Origin of the sequence: Moorena sp. SIO1G6, assembly GCF_010672795.1 — a bacterium.
In the GTDB taxonomy this organism is placed as follows: Bacteria; Cyanobacteriota; Cyanobacteriia; order Cyanobacteriales; family Coleofasciculaceae; genus Moorena; species Moorena producens.
Map to the genome: position 1 here is coordinate 42,823 of NZ_JAAHFZ010000007.1, position 21,408 is coordinate 64,230.

The 21,408-nt window shown below is 43.2% G+C and carries 14 protein-coding genes; 8 read left to right on the forward strand and 6 right to left on the reverse strand.

The features are described 5' to 3' along the window. Entirely contained in the window at positions 1-1,941 is a 1,941-nt protein-coding gene (locus F6K63_RS08695; RefSeq protein ID WP_287311716.1) for a VMAP-C domain-containing protein, read from the reverse strand. Positions 1,942-1,950: 9 nt separating this feature from the next. Next, a complete protein-coding gene (locus tag F6K63_RS08700) occupies positions 1,951-2,808 on the reverse strand; it encodes a hypothetical protein (RefSeq protein ID WP_287311718.1) in 858 nt (285 codons plus the stop codon). Between the two features lie 987 nt (positions 2,809-3,795). On the opposite strand from F6K63_RS08700, the gene F6K63_RS08705 reads away from it, so the two are divergent. Further along, positions 3,796-6,705 carry a glycerol-3-phosphate acyltransferase gene (locus tag F6K63_RS08705; RefSeq protein WP_287311720.1) on the forward strand — a complete coding sequence of 970 codons (2,910 nt, stop codon included), beginning with the start codon at positions 3,796-3,798 and terminating at the stop codon, positions 6,703-6,705. A gap of 104 nt (positions 6,706-6,809) precedes the next feature. Here F6K63_RS08705 and recG read toward each other — a convergent pair whose 3' ends face one another. Both recG and F6K63_RS08715 read right to left on the reverse strand, forming a co-directional pair. Beyond that, positions 6,810-9,296, reverse strand: a complete 2,487-nt coding sequence (gene recG, locus F6K63_RS08710; RefSeq protein WP_008185561.1) for an ATP-dependent DNA helicase RecG — start codon at positions 9,294-9,296, stop codon at positions 6,810-6,812. A 65-nt stretch (positions 9,297-9,361) separates the two neighbouring features. Further along, entirely contained in the window at positions 9,362-10,237 is an 876-nt protein-coding gene (locus F6K63_RS08715; RefSeq protein WP_287311722.1) for a hypothetical protein, read from the reverse strand. 1,630 nt (positions 10,238-11,867) lie between these two features. Between F6K63_RS08715 and F6K63_RS08720 the strand changes: the two genes are divergently transcribed. The 3 genes from F6K63_RS08720 (at position 11,868) to F6K63_RS08730 (ending at position 15,727) form a co-directional block, all read left to right on the forward strand. Then, complete coding sequence (locus tag F6K63_RS08720) at positions 11,868-13,346, forward strand: ammonium transporter (RefSeq protein WP_502708292.1); 1,479 nt, start codon at positions 11,868-11,870, stop codon at positions 13,344-13,346. A gap of 134 nt (positions 13,347-13,480) precedes the next feature. Next, positions 13,481-14,350: a GDSL-type esterase/lipase family protein gene (locus F6K63_RS08725; protein WP_287251195.1), complete on the forward strand. Its 870-nt coding sequence runs from the start codon at positions 13,481-13,483 to the stop codon at positions 14,348-14,350. Between the two features lie 168 nt (positions 14,351-14,518). Then, entirely contained in the window at positions 14,519-15,727 is a 1,209-nt protein-coding gene (locus F6K63_RS08730; protein ID WP_287251194.1) for a 4-hydroxy-3-methylbut-2-enyl diphosphate reductase, read from the forward strand. A gap of 219 nt (positions 15,728-15,946) precedes the next feature. On the opposite strand, the gene F6K63_RS08735 is transcribed toward F6K63_RS08730, so the two are convergent. Continuing rightward, the gene (locus F6K63_RS08735) at positions 15,947-17,122 is read right to left on the reverse strand and encodes an LptF/LptG family permease (RefSeq protein ID WP_353812981.1); all 1,176 of its coding nucleotides are present in this window, start codon (positions 17,120-17,122) and stop codon (positions 15,947-15,949) included. A 544-nt stretch (positions 17,123-17,666) separates the two neighbouring features. Then, entirely contained in the window at positions 17,667-17,879 is a 213-nt protein-coding gene (locus tag F6K63_RS08740) for a helix-turn-helix domain-containing protein (protein ID WP_008185577.1), read from the reverse strand. 132 nt (positions 17,880-18,011) lie between these two features. Between F6K63_RS08740 and F6K63_RS08745 the strand changes: the two genes are divergently transcribed. From F6K63_RS08745 to F6K63_RS08760, 4 genes are all read left to right on the forward strand, one after another. Further along, positions 18,012-18,206: a hypothetical protein gene (locus tag F6K63_RS08745; RefSeq protein WP_008185579.1), complete on the forward strand. Its 195-nt coding sequence runs from the start codon at positions 18,012-18,014 to the stop codon at positions 18,204-18,206. A 185-nt stretch (positions 18,207-18,391) separates the two neighbouring features. Next, entirely contained in the window at positions 18,392-19,189 is a 798-nt protein-coding gene (locus tag F6K63_RS08750; protein ID WP_287311728.1) for a PQQ-dependent sugar dehydrogenase, read from the forward strand. Positions 19,190-19,924: 735 nt separating this feature from the next. Next, entirely contained in the window at positions 19,925-20,431 is a 507-nt protein-coding gene (locus F6K63_RS08755) for a TerB family tellurite resistance protein (protein ID WP_287311729.1), read from the forward strand. Positions 20,432-20,546: 115 nt separating this feature from the next. Next, positions 20,547-21,359: a class I SAM-dependent methyltransferase gene (locus tag F6K63_RS08760; RefSeq protein WP_287311732.1), complete on the forward strand. Its 813-nt coding sequence runs from the start codon at positions 20,547-20,549 to the stop codon at positions 21,357-21,359. Positions 21,360-21,408 lie beyond the last annotated feature (49 nt).

The window sequence follows — 21,408 nt, forward strand, 5'->3', positions numbered from 1 at the left end:
TTAGTCCACTACGTCGGTATTCAAGGGTCTACAGCGTTGGGAAGGCTTCGGATATAAATCATCCCAGAGAAGGGTTACTTCTAAGTCTTTGTATTTTTTGTCTTGGCGTAATTTGAGTATTTTGTTAGGCCAATCTTGCCATTCTGAGAGGTTTAGATGCTCTCCTTCAATCAGAGGTTGGTTCACGTCCCGACTCCAGACCGCAATGGGTAAAGCCTCTTCAATTATTTCTAGATCGGAATCTGATGGGTCTGTACCCATATAATAGATATCATCCCCTTCAAATTCCCCAGGGACGCTGGGTTCAGTTACTGAATTATTTACATCATTCCATAACCCTTGCTTCTTCACTTCAATTTCATCACGAATCTCAAGAAAATCTTGATCAAAATATCGTTCAAAGGAGTTGATAAAAATTGGATACTCCTCACCCAGGGGTGTTAGGTTTCTCCCTCGCTTAAACCTAATATTCTCCAATTGTGTTTTGAAATAGTCGAAGGGAAGAAAATACTCAATTGTTAAATTAACTCGTGCAGGTAAACTATAACGAGCCTTGCGAATTAAGTTGGGCAAAATTTTTTCAAGATTAGTGTATAAACTCTCACTCTCTTGCTCAAGGAAACTCTCTTCACTTTCCCGAGGTTCTAAGCGTATCTTCTCTGCAAACCGACCAAGTGGTAAATCCTGACTTTCCAGCCAAAGATTGATACTCAAAAATAATACACCAGAGGCTTGTCCTGTACCATTATCATTATCAACCTCTGGTTCAATCTCAACTTGAAGTCGCAGATTTTCTTTATTAATCAGTTCTTGAAATTTTAAATCAGCTTTTTTAACAGATTCTTGGATTGTAGAGAGGTTTGCCTCTTCTCTATATTTTAGAACTTCCTGTTGCCAATTTTTAATAGTATAAGCAAGTCTCCTCAATGATATATTATTCTGTTTAGAAAATCTTTGCCGACACCATTCTGCACAAGCAACTAGAGGGCATATTCCTCTTGAAACTGGTTTTTGTCCTAATTCAGTTAGTCTTTTTTTTATTTCTCTACAATCCAGAATAAATTCATCGTATAAGACAATATTTTCAATATTTTTAGAGCTTAAAATAAAGGAGTTAAGCTGAAGTAAGCTATCTTCTGGGTGTTTCTTTAATTCAGCAAAAAGTTTGCTAATCAGTTCATCTTGCTTTTCTTCCCATGTTTGTATAGTCTTAGGCAGAATGGGAAAGAAAATAGCAGATATCTCAGAGCCAGAAGCTGAGTAGGAAGCACGTTGCTTTGAGGAAATAATCTGATTAATTTGGTCAACTAGATAATCTAGAGGAATATATAAATTATCGTAGTTTTTACTTAAATCGTTAATTACTTGCTCCAAAGCGCTAGAAAATACATCTTCTTTTGCTGTATCTTTGGCACGACAAGCCGCAATCCCATGAACTGCGATACCTGCTCCTTTTACCGGTTGGTATTTCTGAACAACTTGTGTAGTAAATTTCGAGACATCACTTATTCCGACCCCAGAATAACAAGTATCAATAATATACAGGATTTGTTTTATCTTAACTCCTTCGTTGTTCAAAGGACGAACTAACTCTTCCGTTGGTAAGGATGTCTGAGGAAGTTGATTTATAACCGTATCTTCCATTAAAAGATAATGTCTATCTCCTTTGAGGTCTTCACCATGACCGGAATAGTAAAAGATTACGCGATCGCTCTCACATCGTTCTTCATGCTGAAGCCAGTCTGAAAATTGTTTGATTAAATCATCTTTATTCGGATTTAAACGAAGATCGGTCAAGGCTTCTTCATATCCAAATTTCTGAGTTAGTAAATCAACAACTCTCTGTAAGTCTGTTGGCACACTATCCAAGTTATCTACATCCTGATCGTTGTAATTACTTGTGCCACAAGCGATTAAATAATACCTGGATTTTTCCGCCATATACCTCGTCTACTCATCAATCAAGCCCAACTTAATAGCTTCTCCTGTTTCAGATGCGGTAAAATAGTTACTAGCATTGTGAGCATCAGATCCATTATAAACAAGCTTATCTTCCACTAACCCGTTAAATAAAGGATTTAATTCTTTTTCTAAAGCAACAATATCTCCCGCATCCGCAATGTTGATCCACCTTTTTACACTTCCCGGCCAAGACCCCAAATTAGAGACCGGTGAAGGTTCCAAGCGATCAAAAATCAGCCCTTTTATCCCCAATGGGGAACCTAGAGTCACAAAAACCTCCACTGACCATTCTGGATGTTGGCATAGGGCTTCGTAACAGACAACTGACCCCAGAGAGTGACCAACTAATACACGGGTATCTTGGTCAATCGCTTCCACAATGCGTCCGCGAATTTGCTGTCTTAAGTCTGGATTATGTAAGTAACCGCCAACTTGCTTGAGAAAATAAATCACGATTTTTTCAGCAACACCACCAAAAAACCTGGAACCAGTTAAGGCATTTAAAGCTTTTTGAACAAGTTTCGGTGTTGCCTTTTCTCTTGATAGATCGGCTGGGCCTTTAATATCATCTTCTACTTTTGCTGCTTCTTTCCACCATTCCAGGAGGAGTTCCTTCTCCCAATCCGAGTCAATATCACTGGCGTCATAGTTAGGTATCCCTATTGCTGATTTCGAGCGGCCTCTGAACAGGTCTCCATAAAAGGCACAGCGGAATTCATGATCAGAATCTAATCTAGCTCCAACACGCTCCAAACCATCCTTGAGGGCTGGTAGCCATCGATCATAAATTGTATTACTACCTCTAAATTCTTGATTAATCCCATGAACACCCACAATCTTAGCCATACCATTACCTACCTATCTGTGTAAGGATTGGTTCAAATACTAGAATCTCAAAGAGCTTCCGCAGCCACAGGTGCTGTAGCAAAGCTAGCAACTCCTCCAGCAACTTTAGAAACTTTGTTGTTATCGAGAAAGTTCTGAAAACTTACCCTTATACAGAACTTACGTGGTTAAGTTGATTTCGCCCCCCTAGCCTCCCAATTTTGGGTGGGAAATAAACCTAACCGCGTAACTCCTGTTTATATTATCAATTTACAGCAGTCGCCAGGGCAGTTAGGACATCGACATTAGTCTCACACCCTTTGTAAGCGATGCAGAGGTGCGACCCGTGGCGAATTTAATAATTAGATGCGGAAAACGCACCATTACGGTCTTGGGGGTTTCCCCCACTCGCGCTTTGCATCAAGAAGCGCAAGAGTTTGACTTCTGACTTCTGACTTCTGACTTCTGACTTCTGACTTCTGACTTCTGCTATACATGATCAATCGTTAAATAAAAAAAAAGAAAAGACTTTTACCATACCAAATATCGTACACTAATCCAAAAGTGCAACTACTGGGGGCAGGATAGGGTTTGACTGGCTGCTGGCATAGGAATCCAATTCACTATGGAAAATGCAGTTGATAATCCCTGTTTAAAAGCTGCGGTAATCAAAACAACTTAGGGACTAAATCAGGTTAAAATCTGGAATATAAACTATAATTATAACAGGTAATAATTATCTACCAGATGATATAAATACTTTACTCATAGTTTAGTTAAACCAAGCCATTTTATTAGACAGTTTGGCTTGATTTTGGTTTAGATAATTTTACAAACTAAACTTGTGATTACTAGTTGTGATTACTAGTTGTGATTACTAGACATTTTTCGATACCAGTAAGTTCAAGTAGTTCTTATATCCTTCTTATATACTGCTTATATACTTCTGATCAAGTAGTAGTTATTATAAAGTCCTCTCTATCTCACTAAGTGATTTCCATTAGTCCCATGACACTAAACCAGGTTTTAGGGTTTTTGCTCATTGTTACCGTCTGTCCTATCTTAGGCGGACTACCTCTGATTGCCTGGATTACCTATGTACTGACAAGGCGTAACCTAGCCCAGGTCGGTACTGGTAATATATCAGTTTCAGCCGCCTTTTACCACGGAGGAAATCTGGTTGGTGTCTTGGCAGTGCTCTCAGAGGCAGGAAAAGGAATTGCAGCAGTCTTACTAGCTCGCCACTTCTTTCCCAGTGAATCAGCCTGGGAATTGATCGCTCTAATCATGCTGGTCTTAGGTCGTTACTGGATAGGCAAAGGTGCAGGGACGACCAATGTAACTTGGGGAGTATTATGCCATGACCCCATTCTCGCATTGCTGGTATTTTTGATTGGAGGGATTAGCTTTACCATTTTCCGCAATCCCAAACATGGCAAACGGGTGATTTTAGTCTTGTTCCCCGTGATTCTGGCTTTATTGCATCCCCAGGATGTCTCCAGAATTGTAATTGCCACCAGCTTGAGTCTATTATTAGCTTGGATTTATCAAAAAATTCCCGATGACTTAGACCTTCCGAGTGGAGAAACTCAAGCAGAATCTAAGAAAGTGTTTCATTTTTTCCAAGGCGATAGTGCCGTAATTTCTCTGGACACCAAACTAGACCCTAAAAAAGTTGGGCAAAAAGCTGCCACCCTATCCCAGCTGAAGCGTTCTGGTTACTCCGTACCTGTGGGCTGGGTACTCCCTCCAGGGGATGATCCAGAACCTTTGCTCAAATACCTACCCGTTTCTGAATCTGAACCCCTGGTAGTGCGTTCTTCCGCAGTGGGAGAAGATTCAGCCCAGGCTTCAGCCGCAGGGCAGTATCAAAGCATCTTGCAGGTGACCAGCTCAGCGGCACTACTGGATGCCATTAATCGAGTCTTAGAGTCTTATCGTAATCCAGTAGCTGCACAATACCGTCGGGATCAGCAACTGCCAGATACAGCGATGGCTGTGCTCATTCAAAAACAAGTCAAGGGGGTTTTTTCTGGGGTTGCTTTCAGTCGTGACCCTATTTCCCAACAGGGAGAAGCTGTTGTGGTCGAAGCCCTACCTGGATATGCTACACAAGTTGTATCGGGTAAAGTAACACCAGAGCAGTACCAAGTTTATTTCCAGAAGTCAGGGCAGCAAGAGGATTCAGCAGAAAGTTTGCCCTCCTCACGGATTGAGGGGAGTGGTGATGTCCCCCCAGCCTTAATCAAACAAGTGGCGCTCTTGGCACGTCGGTTAGAAGACTATTACCAGGGTCTTCCCCAAGATCTTGAGTGGAGTTATGACGGTCAAACCCTTTGGTTACTGCAAGCACGACCTATCACTACTCTACAACCAACCTGGACTCGTAAAATTGCTGCGGAAGTGATTCCAGGAGTAATCCGACCCCTAACTTGGTCGATTAATCGTCCCCTCACCTGCGGTGTTTGGGGAGAGATTTTTACCATAGTGCTAGGGAAACGAGCTAAAGGAATGGATTTCACCGAAACCGCCACCCTGCACTATTCCCATGCTTACTTCAATGTTACTCTGTTGGGGGAAATTTTTCGGCGTATGGGTCTACCCCCAGAAAGTCTGGAATTTCTGACTAGGGGAGCTAAGTTTTCCAAACCACCGATAAATACCACTATAAAAAACGTACCTGGTTTACTACGATTGCTCGGTCGGGAATGGCGTTTAGACCAAGATTTTGAAGCGGATTACCAAACCCACTTTCTGCCCCTATTGAATCAGCTTTCAGCAAGAGCCCAGTCGGAATTATCTCCAGTGCAACTCCTAGAACGCATCGACAGCATTTTGATGGTGTTGAAACGAGCCACCTACTATAGTATTCTTGCTCCCCTTAGTATGTCCTTGCGGCAGGCAGTACTCAAGATTGATGACAAAGAACTAGATAACAGCAAAACTCCAGAGGTCGATAGTATGCGAGCCTTGGCTAGGATAGCAGCAGATGCTCGCCATTTATTAAGCCACGAACAGGTTATCTATGACAGTGGAGCCTCTCTGTTTGCCACCCTAGCAGAAATCCCAGATGGTTCCAGTATTTTAGAGCAGTTTGACCGCTTTCTTGAGGGCTATGGTTACCTTAGCGAAGTGGCAACCGATGTAGCAATTCCCCGCTGGCAAGAAGACCCCCGATCGCTCAGAAAGCTGTTCGCTCAGTTTCTAGCTCATCCACTCCCCCAATCTCCAAAACCTAGAGGGCAAAACTGGAAAGCTGAAGTGGTACAAGCACGGCTGAATCTCAAAGGTCGAGTAACCCAAGTCTACTCTAAGCTGATGGCTCACCTACGTTGGAGCTTCTTGGCTTTAGAGGCACGCTGGCTGCTGTCAGGTTTACTAGTTGAACCAGGGGACATTTTTTTCTTGGAGTTACCCGAAATTCGCTCTCTAGTAGGTAGTGATAACCAGGAACTCAGACAACAGCTTCCACAAATTGTGCAACAACGACGGACTAAATTTGAACAGGATGCTCAGCTGACTACGGTACCTTTCCTGGTTTATGGCAATAATCCTCCCTTACCCGCTGAACCCAAATCTTTAGCTGGGTCTGAGCAACGACTGCTACAAGGCATTGGTGCCAGTTCGGGACAAGTACAGGGTTTGGTAAAAATAGTCAAAACCTTGCAAAGTGATATCACTATTGACCAGCAAACCATTGTGGTTGTACCCTACACCGATTCTGGTTGGGCAGCATTACTCGCTCGTGCTGGTGGCTTAATTTCTGAAGTAGGGGGACGTCTGTCCCACGGTGCCATTGTAGCCCGAGAGTATGGTATCCCAGCCGTAATGGATATTAATCATGCCACTGATATATTACGAGATGGTCAGCGGGTCAGGATTGATGGTCAGTTGGGGACAGTTGAGGTATTAGACTAGTATAGCGGGAGTAGGGAGTAGGGAGTAGGGAGTAGGGAGTAGGGAGCGGTGCGACCTACTCCCAGATCCGCTGTTCCCTACTTCTGAAACAAGTCTATGTTAAATTAAGTCATAATTGTTCCATCCATCAACTTCTGATACCGATACTCTAACTCGACTTTCATTAAAGGGTAATTATCCAATATTTCATCCTGAAGAATAATCTTTTCTGCTGCATCCCGCGCCAAATTTAATACCTCTTGGTCTTCTACCAAACTAGCTAGAGCAAAATCTGCTAACCCGGATTGGCGCTTACCTAAAACTTCCCCAGGACCACGAAAACGCATATCCATTTCTGAGATAAAAAAGCCATCCTGGGATTGTTCTAATACCCCCAAACGTTGTCTGGCTGTTTCAGTATTAGAACCACTGACTAAAAGACAATAAGATTTGTCAGAACCTCGACCCACACGACCCCGTAATTGGTGTAACTGAGATAACCCAAACCGTTCTGCATTTTCAATCATCATTACGGTCGCATTGGGTACATCTACACCCACTTCAATCACGGTAGTTGAAACAATAATTTGGCTCTTGTTATCCCGAAAAGCACTCAGTGCTTTATCTTTATCGGCTGAATTCATCCGACCATGAAGTAACCCAACCTTAAATTCTGGAAATATACTCTCAGACAGTCGTTTATGCTCCTCAATTACCGAGCGTAAATCTAATTTGTTCGATTCCTCAATCAAGGGCAATACCATATAGGCTTGCCGTCCTTGAGCCACTTCTCGACGAATCAAGTCATAGGCATGTTTTCTCTCTTTACCCCGTAGCACAGTTGTCTGAATCTTCTGACGACCAGGGGGCAATTCATCAATCTGACTCACATCCAAATCTCCGTGGAGGGTTAGCGCTAGGGTTCTGGGAATTGGTGTGGCGGTCAGAGTCAGCACATGGGGAGATTGACCTTTTTGCTGTAAACGAGCCCGTTGCTTTACCCCAAACCGATGCTGTTCATCAATCACCACTAAACCCAAATTGTTGAAGTTCACTGGGTCTTGAATCAAAGCATGGGTTCCTACCAACAAGGGAAGTTCTCCTGTTTCTAGCTGGGAATGAATTTTTCTACGCTTAGAAACTTTAGTGGAACCTGTTAGTAATTCAACGGGAAGGTGTAGTAAATTAAACCAATTTACTAACTTACGATAGTGCTGTTCAGCTAATACTTCAGTGGGAGCCATCAAAGCGGCTTGATAGCCCGATTGAATTGCGGCTATAATAGCATAAACTGCTACAATAGTTTTGCCGGAACCGACATCTCCCTGAACCAATCGATTCATGGGTGTCTCTGATTCCATATCCTTGAGAATCTCATTGATAACTCTTGTCTGAGCCCCGGTTAATTCAAAAGGAAGCAGTTGATTAAATTGGTCAAAGAGTTTACCAATCGGAGCCATGACCGCACTGCTTTGGGTTTTACGCTGAGCTTGGCGGCGCTGGAGAAATCCGAGCTGTAAGTATAAAAATTCATCAAAGACTAAGCGCCTTCTGGCATCAGCAAGGGTGTCTGCATTTTGGGGAAAATGAATGTTTGCGATCGCATCACAGACCCCCATCAACCCATATTCTTTACGAAAGGTTACTGGCAAGGGTTCCTTAATCAAAGAAGTGTAGGGAAGTGCAGCAATTATTGCCCGCCTGACCATGTCGGCTGGTACCCCTTCTGTTAGGGAATAAACGGGTACAACTCGACCTATTTTCATCGAGTCAATGGTACCCCCTGGATGCTCTAATACTTCCAGTTCCGGGTCTTCTAGGGTAATCCCATATTTATTTTTCTTTACCAAACCCGAAGCAGCTACCACTGCTCCCACTGGATACCGTCGCTTTTGTTGATACTGCCAGCTACGATTACTGTAACGAAAGCCAGCAAAAAAACGACTGAGCTTAATTTGACCAGTAGAGTCTTTTAAGACTATATCTAAAATAGTTAATTTTTTATTACGGGGGCTACTGAAGCAGTTACAGCGCTTCACCGTACCCATGATAGTGACTGTTTCACCAGGTACTAAGTCAGCCATATTGACCTGACGGGCATAGTTAATATGATCACGGGGATAGTAATAGAGCAAGTCACGCACTTTGTGCAGACCCAGACGTGCTAAATACTCACTGTTTTTACTACCCACTGCTGCCAACTTAGCCAGTGGTAGGTCAAGGTTTTTTTTACTACCAAGCTCTGAGGATGCCTGTTGTTTCTCCACCAAGGGCTTGGTTTTAGGCACTCTGACCATAGGATGTTCTGTTTGATATTTATCTTCAACTAAACGGCGTTGAGTGTTCTGCTTCAGGTCGTTGAGAAAGCGGCGAGTATCAGCTACCAGATGTTGCCTTTGCTGTAGCGTCATCTGAGAATAACGGGCAAACTGATTGCCGATGTCCTGCCAACGCCGTTTCTCAGTTGATGTTAGGACATTAGGAGTCTTACCAAAACTGAGGCAGAGGAATTCACTAAAGCGGTATTGATTCCCTTCCAAATCAGTAAAGCCAACTCTTGCTTCTACCGACAGGGCTTTTTGCAATCGCACCCAATCTGGTAATTCGGTCATTGGTCTTTGGTCATTGGTCTTTAGTCTTTGGTCTTTGGTTTTTAGTCATTGATCATTACCTCAGTTTAATCGTCAAACCAGCTGGCACGCCATGCTGCTTCGGCTTGAGCAACTGCCTTTTGCCGCTGTTTTTTGTAATACTCTCGCTTCAGTTGACTCATTTTAGCTAATAGATCTCTAATTTTCTTACGTCCAGGGGTCAAGTTAGGGTCTGCAAATTCTATCTCAGATAAGCGCAGCTTAATGGCAATAATACGGGTTAATCTGGATTCATCTGTTTCGCCATCACCTTTAGTTTCCATCATTATTTTGATAATATTGGGGGATTCAGCCGTTTCGATTGCAGATGCTTCGACTTTTGCCGCTGCTTCTAGGATTTCTTGGGGAAATTTGTCTGGTATAATTGAGGATTTATGCAAGATCCGATTGGTTTCCACAGAGACATCTTGAATAGTTTTGGTGATCCCACTCTCTAGGTGCTTGAGCCATTCTTCCAGTTTCTCTATGCTATTTCGTGGGTTACTCGTCAACTCAGCTGCTGGTGATGGCTCGGTTGGAGCATTAAAAAATGGAGAGTCTTCTGTAGATGAAGGTATTTCAGATGAAGGCATTTCAGAGTCATGATCAGAGTCATGATCAGAGCCATCAGTAGTAGCTGACCTTGACTCTTGCCACTGTTCTAGGAGTGATGGCAACTGTTGTTGAGTCTCTTGAGCCAGCTTTCGTAGGGATTGCTGTAACTGTTGCCGACTGTTAACCGACAAATTTAGAAAAGACTCAGGATACCCTTGAGTACAAATCCGATAGGCAGCCATAATCAGCTGCTGCCCGACGCATTGACCTAAAAAGGTCAAATAGTTAGAGTAGGTTGTTTGGAATTCTTTTGCCAAATGGGTGATGGCTTCCTCTAAGGCTGCCAATTCCTGGTCAATTCGATTCACTGCTGTTATTTTGGATACAATTCCATAGCTAATCCCTTGAGCATATCAAATACATGGCTAGTCTACAGTATGCCCATTCTTATACTTGTACCATGATCGGCTTCTACCCGTAGGAGTGTCAAATTCTCGTTCGCCCAATTAGCTCCCCAACTAGACGTTGCATCTACCTAGTGTTTAATACGCTGATTTTTTTTAAAAAAAAGTATATATTGATACAGAATCATAACAGAAAAAGATATTAGATCAAAACACCTCAAATACAAACCTATCAACTAGTCAATAACCTCACCTAATCCGAAAGGATGTAGATGGGTTACTAAAGAGGTAAGACTTTATTAGAGTTGACCAAAAATTTTGGGTTTCAAGCCTGGCCTTTGGCCACGCTACTTGAGGTGCCCTTCTAGGGCGACTTTTCCAGAGTTGATACATAATGAGGATGTAGCCTAGCACAGGCAGGATTCGTCGGTACTGCCAAGCTCCCCAACGACGTAAAGCGATGCTAGTACACGAGGCGCGAAAAACCTCATCGGTGCGCTTGACCCGTAATTAAATTCGCCACGGGTCGCACCGCCAAAACCCATGGATCAAGCGCGGATACCGAAGAACCAGTAAAGTCAACTTTCACCAATTAACGTACCGTGGGGCACAGGGGAACGTATTTAAACGCTTAGGGAGACAAGCCCACTGGGGTTAGTTAAATTAGGCTCGGTATTTGGTTCTTTAGAACGGATACTTGGCTTAAGTATTGCCTTTCGGATAGCTAATTTTAGCGATGCAGCGCGGTCTTGGGGGTTTCCCCCACTCGCTATTGCATCAAGACAAGGCGTGTCGTAGAACTAAGAATCTCCGCTCATAAGCGAGCAGGGAGTGTCAATAGACCACAAGCGTGTTTAGCTGGTAACCACTTCCTTTATATTTCCCCAGTTCGGATTATCAGCAAATTTTCGTGAGCATTAGTGCATGGTAGTTGAGAAATCGTGGCGTACGTGGTCGAGGGGAGTAATCACTTTTACACGAGAGGTTGATCAGCATGTATCGTGTACCAGTTTTATCGAAATTGCTTAGTCAATTTTCTACCAAGAAAACATGCTTACTTGAACCTAGAACTGGATTAATTTCAAAACCATTAGTCTAAACCATTAGTTAGAGGTGCAGCATGTCGGTTGGGGCTAAGTACTTTCAAGGTGGCTTCCATCCCTTGAAAGCACCGTCAGCAAATAACTCTACCAGTGTAGGTGGGGTATCCTGCAGCAATTTTTAATGAAAAATTTCATTTAATGAAATATTTCATTAAATAATGCTTTAATTCCCTTGACTATAGTCCCAGTTATTTGTAAGGTTTTGTCTTAAGACAAGGCTTTAGCTGAAGAAACTCCCTGATTACTGGCCCAGACAGGGGTCTAGCATCTAGCAATCAGGTATGTAAAGGTAGCAGGGTGAGGTCATGATGAGTCCTTGAAAAATGATGGACTCTTAGGTTTCGGTGGCTAATTTTACAATTTGTTTCCTGAAGTTTCTCAGTGTGAGGAAGTGTATCAAAAAGAGAGGTAAGTTAACGCTTATTATGTCAAGTTCAAAATCTCAGCGAACAATGAAAAACAAGGGTACCCTAGTAAAATCTAGGCGACCGATGGCTCACCAATCCTCCCGCTCATCGTGGGATTCTCCTTATCTAGAGCCATTGAAAGCGATCGCAAAATCGTTTTCCCCTTACTGGCTCGCCTGTATTCCTCTGACAGGGATAATTGTTCTAGTTTGGCATACAGCTGCTGTTGCCCAGGATAGTGCGGCACCTAGCCCAGCCGAAATTCAGGGAACTCTCAATGCTATCTGGATATTGGTAGCTGCCATCCTAGTTATCTTCATGAATGCCGGATTCGGAATGCTAGAAACCGGCTTCTGCCGCCAGAAGAATGCGGTAAACATTCTCTCGAAGAACCTAATCGTCTTTGCCTTGGCAACCATTGCGTTTTGGGCAATTGGTTTCTCCTTTATGTTCAGCAAAGGCAATGCATTTATTGGGATGTCGGGCTTTTTCCTAAGCAGTGAAGATCCCGCTACCTATGGGTTAGACCCATTTCCGGCCGGTCTACCGATATCGGTATTTTTCCTATTCCAAGCTGCTTTTGCTGGAACTGCCGCAACTATCGTGTCCGGTGCGGTTGCTGAACGGATTAAGTTCCTAGACTTCTTAATCTTCAGCATCCTGATTGTTGGTTTTTCCTACTCCATCACTGGACACTGGGTTTGGAGCAGTGATGGTTGGCTTTATGGCATGGAATTCTCAGACTTTGCTGGCTCAACCGTGGTTCACTCCGTTGGTGGCTGGGCGGCTTTGATGGGAGCTGCCTTCCTCGGACCCCGTAGCGGTAAGTACGAAAACGGTGAACCTCGTGCTATCCCAGGTCACAACATGAGTATTGCAACTCTTGGTTGCTTGATTCTCTGGATCGGCTGGTTTGGCTTCAATCCCGGTTCTGAGCTAGCTGCTAGTAAGGCAGTTCCCTATATTGCGGTAACCACTAACCTAGCCGCAGCAGCTGGTGGGATTACTGCCACCTTGACAGCTTGGCTAAAAGATGGTAAGCCAGACCTGTCGATGATCATCAACGGGATTTTGGCTGGATTAGTAGCAATTACCGCTCCCTGTAACAATGTCAGCTATCTCTCAGCAGTGATTATTGGTGCGATTGGTGGCATCATTGTTGTATTCTCGGTTTCCTTCTTTGACAACATCAAAATTGATGACCCGGTAGGGGCAATTTCAGTCCACTTGGTCAATGGTATCTGGGGAACCCTAGCCGTTGGACTCTTCGCTAAAGATTCAGGTCTGTTTACCGCCGGTAGTGCCGGTCAACTTGGCACCCAAATCCTGGGTATTCTAGCGATTGGTGGCTTTACCGTGCTGTTTAGTGGTATCGTCTGGTTCGTGCTCAAACTTACCCTCGGTATCCGGGTGACACCAGAAGAAGAACTGGAAGGCTTGGATATTGCCGAACACGGTATGGAAGCTTACGCTGGATTTGTCAAGGAATCCAGTGTGATCCCTAGTTCTAGCATGGGTAACTTCAGTAGTAGTACAGACATGGCTAGTAGCTCTGAATTTTAGAGTTTTGCTAGCATGGTCTATTGCTTTTAACTAGCTTTTGTTAACAGTTGACAGTTAAGCGTTAACTGTCAACTGTCACCTGATGGTATTACCTTTTCCCTAACGGATGTTAGAACAGAAATAATGCCAATTTTTTGTTCATTGAGTTGAAGCGTTGTCCACCTTGGGCTTTAATATCCCTTGCTGCCAATGGGTTCATGATTCTGACTCTCAGCTGGGTACTACTGGGTGAGTATCAGCAGTCAACGTCAAATCCAGTTAGCCATCCTGTGGTAACTACCCGAATTTTAAATCCCACCCCTGAACCAGTAATTGAATTAGGACCACGACACCAGTTAAATTACCAACAATGGTTGGCACTGCTGGAGAGGGAAGCTAAGGTAGTGGCTAATCAACAACCGGAACAGTTAACCGTTCTGCTGGGAGATTCTCTAAGCCTATGGTTTCCCAATGCACTGCTACCCCCAAAACGCTACTGGCTTAATCAAGGACTGTCTGGGGAAACCTCAGCAGGGTTGCTCAAGCGCTTAGATATTTTGGATCAGACTAAGCCAGAAGCAATTTTTGTGATGATCGGCATCAATGACCTAATTCGGGGGGTCAAGGATGAAGCAATTCTAGAAAACCAACGGCTAACGATTCGCTACTTACGGCGAGCCCATACCGAAACTAAGATTGTCCTTCAATCGATTTTGCCCCATGGTGCTGAACAGGCAACCTGGGAAGGACGCGATCGCTTACTTACTATCCCCAACAGTCGCATCCAAAATCTGAACCAGCAGCTAAAAGCGATCGCTCACGCAGAAGGAGCGATTTATCTAAATCTCTATCCCCTCTTTGCTGATAATCAGGGCAACCTGCAACCTGAGCTTAGTACCGATGGCTTGCATCTGAGTCCCCAAGGTTACTTAGTCTGGCGCTATGGTTTACAAATCTTTGAGCAACTTATCCTCCAAGAAGGATTAGCTATTCCTATAGCAAAGGGGACAGGGAGCAGGGAGTAGGGAGTAGGGAGCGGTGCGACCCGTGGCGAATTTAATTCGCCTACGGAAAGCGCACCGAGGGAGTAGGGAACAAAAATTATCACAATTCCTAAACGGATTGCGTCAGGGTTGATTAAAAGTAAATTAATAATAGCAGTGATGGATAAGTAATTTGCTTAAGATAGCTCCATGGATACAAAAGCTTTCAAGCGCTCACTCCAGAAATCAGATAACTACCACCGCAAAGGATTTGGTCACGAAGCCGAAGTTACCTCTCAGTTGGAATCGGAATATCAAAGCAGTCTGATTCAAGAGATTCGTGCCAATAACTATCGGCTGCAACAGGGAGATGTGACCATCCGGCTAGCAGAAGCATTTGGCTTTTGCTGGGGTGTAGAGCGAGCTGTAGCCATGGCTTATGAAACCCGCACCCACTTCCCCAATGAACAGATCTGGATTACCAATGAAATTATTCACAACCCCTCTGTTAACCAGCGTTTGCGGGAAATGTCAGTAGGATTTATTGCCGTTGAGGATGGCAAGAAAGACTTCTCTGTTGTTGGTGCTGGGGATGTGGTGATTTTACCAGCATTCGGTGCTAGTGTTCAGGAAATGCAGCTACTCCACGAGAAAGACTGCAAGATTGTAGATACTACCTGTCCCTGGGTGTCCAAAGTGTGGAACACGGTAGAGAAGCATAAGAAAAAAGAGTACACTTCGATTATTCACGGCAAATATAAACACGAGGAAACCGTAGCAACGAGTTCCTTTGCCGGAAAATATCTAGTGGTGCTGAATCTACAAGAAGCGGAGTACGTTGCCAACTACATTCTCAATGGTGGTAACCGGGAGGAATTTCTCGATAAATTTAAAAACGCTATCTCCGCTGGCTTTGACCCAGAGCGGGATTTAGAGCGGATTGGGATTGCCAACCAAACTACTATGCTCAAGACCGAGACCGAGCAGATGGGCAAACTTTTTGAGCGCACCATGATGAAGAAATATGGTACGTCTAATTTAAACGATCACTTCCAAAGCTTCAATACCATTTGTGATGCCACCCAAGAACGGCAGGATGCCATGTTGGAGCTAGTGGAAGAAAAGCTAGACTTGATGATTGTGATTGGTGGCTTTAATTCCTCCAATACCACTCACCTGCAAGAAATTGCGATTGAGCGACAACTACCATCCTATCACATTGACAGTGTCAACCGGATTATTTCTGCTGATGAAATAGAGCATAAACCCCTACATCAGGAGGTAGAAGTAGCACGAAATTGGCTTCCCTCTGGTTCGATAGTGGTAGGAGTAACCTCTGGAGCGTCTACTCCTGATAAGGTAGTAGAAGATGTAATCAATAAGATTTTTGAACTTAAAGCGACTGCTGTAGCAGTTTAGAACTAACTGGGATTAGTTAAAATTGAAAATTTTAACTGGTTAATAGCCATTAATAATTTTCAATTTTAACAATTTTAAATTAACATCCAAGGGTATAAATTTAATCTAGGCATTCAGCTGACAGCTGACAGCTAAGGGCTGAATGCTTAATAAGGTACAGTCAATTTGATTTCCTCTACTCCCTACTCCCTACTCCCTATTCCCTACTCCAAATTCCCATCAACCATTAGCCTCCAATCGCCACAATAACCATCCTCCTGCTCCGAAACCGAATAAATTAGGTAACCAGGCGGCTACAATAGGGGAGAGAATTCCCGCTATACCAAAACCTCCGATCACAAAGCTCAGTAAGTAGTAGCCAAAAATTACGATTAAACAGACCCCAAAGCTAGTCCCTTTGCTGATTCGTTTAGGTCGAATACTGATGCTTGCTCCCACTAAGCCAAAGATTATACAAATGAATGGAAAAGCAATTTTTTGTTGCATCCGCACTTGCAGCATCCGGAGTTTTTTGCGATCGCCAGCTCCCTGAAGCAACTGGATCATTTCTATGGCTTGAAGAATATTCATCTCATAGGGGTCACGGGCTTTAGTGACTAAATCAAGGGGCGCTCTAGGAAATGGAATTTCTTGATGATCAAAGGTTACTATTTTTTGGAAAGAGGTATTAGGACTAATAAAATAAATTGACCCATGGAAAAAATCCCAGGTATTTTGCGTAGAGTTCCAAAGAGCTGATTCCGATAGAATAATTTTGTTCAACTTACCCAGATTAGACCACTCCAAAACAGTCAAATCTTTCATGGTCTGACCATCAAATTCATTGGCGTAGAATAAGCGTTTGAGTGTCTGAGTAGTTGTGCCATTGGGTTGGGGAAAAGTCTGATACTCTGGATACAGAATACCGTTTTCATTGAAAGCGGGTTTTTCCTCATTAAGAGCTTTTTCTAATGTTATAGTTGCCTGGTAGTTAGCCGCTGGAACAATTAATTCATTGAACAGGAAAGTAATCCCGGTGACCACTAGGCTGAGAACCAGAGCAGGGGCAACCAGTCGGTATAAACTCACACCGCAGCTGCGCAGGGCAATTAACTCACTGTCATTACTCAAGCGAGAATATGCTATTAGTGTCGCGAGAAGTACTGATATGGGTAAGGCATAGGACATAAACTCAGGAAACTTCAACAGCACGACTTGGGCAGCAATTGTCCAGGATAGTCCTAACTCAGTGATTTTGACTACCATATCAAACAGGCTACCCACAGCCACACCAATAGATGAAAACCCGCCAACACCAAATAGAAACGGTGGGATGAGTTCAGCAGCGATGTAGCGATCCATCACTGATAAGCTAGGAAAAACGAATTTGAGGAAGTAAGGTTTGCCGAGTTTCAATCTTGTTAAGTGGTTAGAGTTTCAAAAAGCATAGAAAACAATTTCATGCCTTTTGTTGCTAAGTTTTCCCAATCCAGTAAACCTACCATGTTTGTTATGGGAGTATCTGCAAACTATCGCAATTCTGATCACAAGTGGTGTGGGGTGTGGGGTGTGGGGTGTTTTATAGCAGAAGTCAGAAGTCAGAAGTCAGAAGTCAGAAGTAAAACTCTTGCGCTTCTTGATGCAGTCGCTCATGGGGGAAACCCCCAAGACCGCTTAGGTGCGCTTTCCGTTGGCGAATTAAATTCGCCACGGGTCGCACCTCTGCATCGCTTACAAAGGGTGTGAGACTTTTGTCATGTCCTAACTGCCCTGGCGACTGCTATACAAGGGTAGGTTTTTTACAAAGGGGCGAGTAGGTACTTTGGTTAGGTATAAATTATTCAAAATATGTATCAAAATACACAATAATTTCCGGGATAATTCTCCCCATTTCCCGCTTTTCCCGACTACCGACTACCTACTCCCGACTCCCTACTCCCGACTCCCGACTACCTACTCCCTACTCTTCGATAACCTCTACCAAATCTTCAACCATAACATCAAAAGCCCGGGCTAGCTTCAGAATTGCTGTAAAATCCGTCATACTCATGGCGTCACGTCGGGCATAACTAGCCACAGTGCTATAGGTTACTCCAGAACGGTCGGAAACTTCTTTCAACGTCCAACCCTTCTCCGCCGCTAATTCTCGAACTCGTAACCTAATTAATCCCATTTTGGACTTGACAAACTACGCAACTACATATTTAATAGTAAATAGAATATTCGGCGATCACCCAAGAGGCCGCAAAACTACTGGGCGATCGCCTTTCCTAAAACAACCCATAAAAATGGGGTATTTAACAATATGATATCAACTCGACAAACTTACCGAGACCGATTGAAACCCTGGTGTGTCATTCGGCACCTACCTAAGATGCAACGGATAACTGTAGCGCGATTTAATCGGCGCAGTGATGCGGAAGCGTATCAGCAAGCTCTTAAGCGTTTGCTGCCCAATTTCAACCATGTGGTGATATTTGAAACACCCTTGAAGGAATAATCCAGTCCGTAGGGTGCGTGATAAGACGGGCTCGCGCTGATTTTCCACCTGTTCGCCCTTGGAACAGCGCGTCCCGTAACGCACCACCTTCCAGATCCGCTGTTCCCTAAAATCCAGAAATTGTGTACCTCATAGCTATGAGAATTGCTATATGCCCACCTACTTAGTTCATCTGTTCTGCAACTTTGACCTGCTCCCATGGCGGTAGTGATGGCTACCCTGTTAGGGATACCGATCCTTTGGATAATGGACAGGATCTGGGAACACCGCTGGGCAAAATTCTCAGAATCGATCCCTTTGGGAATAATAGTGTTAATGGTCAATATGGTATTCCTGGTGATAATCCTTTTGTTACGGATGACGATCCTAAAACCTTGGGTGAAATCTGGGCTTATGGACTGCGTAATCCCCATCGTTTTAGCTGGGATACTGGTGGCGAAGGCAAAATGTTGATTGCTGATACTGGTCAGGCTTTTATTGAAGAAATTAATCTTGGTATCAAAGGAGCTAACTATGGTTGGGGCGAGCGAGAAGGTACTTGGGTTATAGAGGAAAATAATGAAAATGTTTTGTTGACCTTACCCAAAAACGATCGCTCCTATGGCTATACTTATCCCGTTGCCCAATATGACCATGATATCCCCTCCGACATAAAAGGCTTCTATGGAATTGCGATCGCTGGTGGTTATGTTTATCGGGCCAAGGCAATTCCTGAATTAATCGGTCAATACATTTTTGCTGACTTCGGTCATGATGCCAGATTTTTCCACGTTCCTGTAGATGAACTTGTCAATGGCAAACAGGCAACAATAAAGGAACTTCGGCTCTTTAAAGGAGAGCGAGACGCTTCTTTTCTAGAAATTATTGGGAAAAAACGATCCGATGTGCGATTCGGGGTGGACGAAGAAGGAGAAATCTATGTCACATCCAAGCAAGATGGTAAAGTTAGGAAAATCATCCCTTCACCGAAATCCCGTAATTGACTATAATAGTTTGGAATAATGATGTTCATGGAATTAACCTTATTGTAGGTTAGGTTGAAAGATAAAACCGAACAAGAACGAGAGAGCGATGGGTTTCGCTATCGCTATACCCATCCTACAAATTCAGTATTATTAATCTGAATTATGAATTATCTACTCCTACTAATTCTCTGATTAATGCCTGGGGGGGTGACATGCAAGCTAAAATCCTTACTGGGCAATAAGTTCAGCCCATTAGTTATAAAAAGATACATGCTGTTTGGGGGTGACGTTGGAGGTAGTTATAAGGGTTTGAGCTTCCAGAAAATCATTCGTAGGGTCAATTTGCGAGTTGATCTTTGCTAAGATAACTGGCCTCAAAGCCTTATATAGTATGCTTTTCAGGGCTCATATTACCCCCTGAGCTCTGATATAGCAATCCTAAATCATTTGTAAAATCACTGGACTTATTAAAAACTAGCTCCAACTCTGGTCCCTTCTGCCATTCCCCTCCTGGGAGGGGTTAGGGGTGGGTGCCTTCTGCCTTCTGCCTTAAAGCAGCCCATTTCTTTCACGAATCAGATAGGATTGCTATAGCACAGCTCCTGATTAACTCAACTCTCTACAGCTATCGATTCTAAACTAGATTGATACCTATTTGATGACACGCCCTAGCAAAAATTGACATTGTTCAAATATTAGTCTACTATTAATACTTTATTAGTAAATCAGGCTTAGACAAATCCAGGACAAAATATGAGTAACGGCAAGGCACTGCAACCATCCCCCTATTCAAAAAGACAATACAATATTCACCAACCTGGTGACTTTGATGTTGCGGTTAATTATAGTCGTGTGTTGTTGGCAATTGCTGGTGCAGAGGGTGAGCTGGCAGAGGCAGAATTGGATTGGTACATTGATGAGCTGGTTTTGTTCGGATGTAGTCAAGAGTATTTGCCAGAAATCAGTAAAGAGTATATTGCCACTGTCAAAAACCTGAATTGGAAAGATGTTAATCTCGAAGAGCTATTGGAGAAGATTAATTTTGATTTTCCCATGAATTCGCCCAAAGTTATTTTATATCAAGCGATAAAGATGTGCCGAGCTGATAGAGAATATCATCAAAAGGAGAAGGAAGCCATTCGTAAAGCTGCTAAAATTTTAGGTGTTTCACTTACAGATGTTATGGCGATTGAATCACTAGTAGAAATGGAAGAGGCAGCAGATAAATTAAGATATACTGTGTTAGAAACAATAGGATAGTTAAAATTTTGAACACACTCTTGTGCTGGCCAATTAAAGTGTGTTCAAATCATCCATGTTAATTTAGAAACTTGATCGACAATCTTCTAAATTAGTTCAGTTGGGAGACTAACACTTGTCCAAAAAGTACATACATGGCTATTCACATCAAGAGCAACAACGCTTAGTTAAACAAGCTCAATATTGGCGGGACAAAGTGCTATTGCGCGATCTCAATTTGTTTCCTACCGAGAATTTGTTAGAAATCGGCTGTGGTACAGGTGCTGTCTTAGGAATAATTCTAGACAGTTTTCCACATTTGAAAGTAGCTGGAATCGATCTCGAATCTACTCAAATAGAATGCGCTCAGCACTATTTAAATACTCTTGGTTTTGACAACAACATTGATCTGCGTGTAGGTGATGCCATTCAGCTTCCTTGGCCCGATGCCAGTTTTGATCATGTTTATGCCATCTGGTTCTTAGAACATGTCTCAAATCCCAAAGCAATTCTGGAGGAAGCGTACCGTGTCCTCAAGCCAGGCGGTCGAATTACCGTAACTGAAACTGATTACGAAACTCACCTGATTTGGCCTGACTCACCTGATTATCAATATTTACTACAATCTTACCGTGAAATGTTCTTATATGCAGATGGTAATCCCTGTATCGGGCGAATTTTGGGACCACTTTTAACTTCAGTGGGTTTTCGGGAGGTCACTAATATACCATGGGCGTTTTATAACTTTGGTAATACTGAAGATCAAGATCTAGAGAAGTTGGTAGAGTATATGCACTCTTGTATACAACCAACTCTCATGGAAATGACACGAAAACTGGGAAAGGATTCTCAAAGGCTAGAAGCCGGTCTAGAATTTTTCCGAAATCTTACGAACCAGCCTGAGTGTGCCGCAGCATTGACAATATATCGGGCATCAGGGAAACGATAGTCAAGTTAAAGACTACAACACTCTTGAATTACTATAGTAAATATTATAC

What these genes read in the sequence shown, in the direction of transcription:
- F6K63_RS08695 (WP_287311716.1), bottom strand. Translation starts at nt 1,941, where the DNA reads ATGGCGGAAAAATCCAGGTATTATTTAATCGCTTGTGGCACAAGTAAT.
- F6K63_RS08700 (WP_287311718.1), bottom strand. Translation starts at nt 2,808, where the DNA reads ATGGCTAAGATTGTGGGTGTTCATGGGATTAATCAAGAATTTAGAGGT.
- F6K63_RS08705 (WP_287311720.1), top strand. Translation starts at nt 3,796, where the DNA reads ATGACACTAAACCAGGTTTTAGGGTTTTTGCTCATTGTTACCGTCTGT.
- recG (WP_008185561.1), bottom strand. Translation starts at nt 9,296, where the DNA reads ATGACCGAATTACCAGATTGGGTGCGATTGCAAAAAGCCCTGTCGGTA.
- F6K63_RS08720 (WP_502708292.1), top strand. Translation starts at nt 11,868, where the DNA reads ATGGCTCACCAATCCTCCCGCTCATCGTGGGATTCTCCTTATCTAGAG.
- F6K63_RS08730 (WP_287251194.1), top strand. Translation starts at nt 14,519, where the DNA reads ATGGATACAAAAGCTTTCAAGCGCTCACTCCAGAAATCAGATAACTAC.
- F6K63_RS08740 (WP_008185577.1), bottom strand. Translation starts at nt 17,879, where the DNA reads ATGGGATTAATTAGGTTACGAGTTCGAGAATTAGCGGCGGAGAAGGGT.
- F6K63_RS08745 (WP_008185579.1), top strand. Translation starts at nt 18,012, where the DNA reads ATGATATCAACTCGACAAACTTACCGAGACCGATTGAAACCCTGGTGT.
- F6K63_RS08755 (WP_287311729.1), top strand. Translation starts at nt 19,925, where the DNA reads ATGAGTAACGGCAAGGCACTGCAACCATCCCCCTATTCAAAAAGACAA.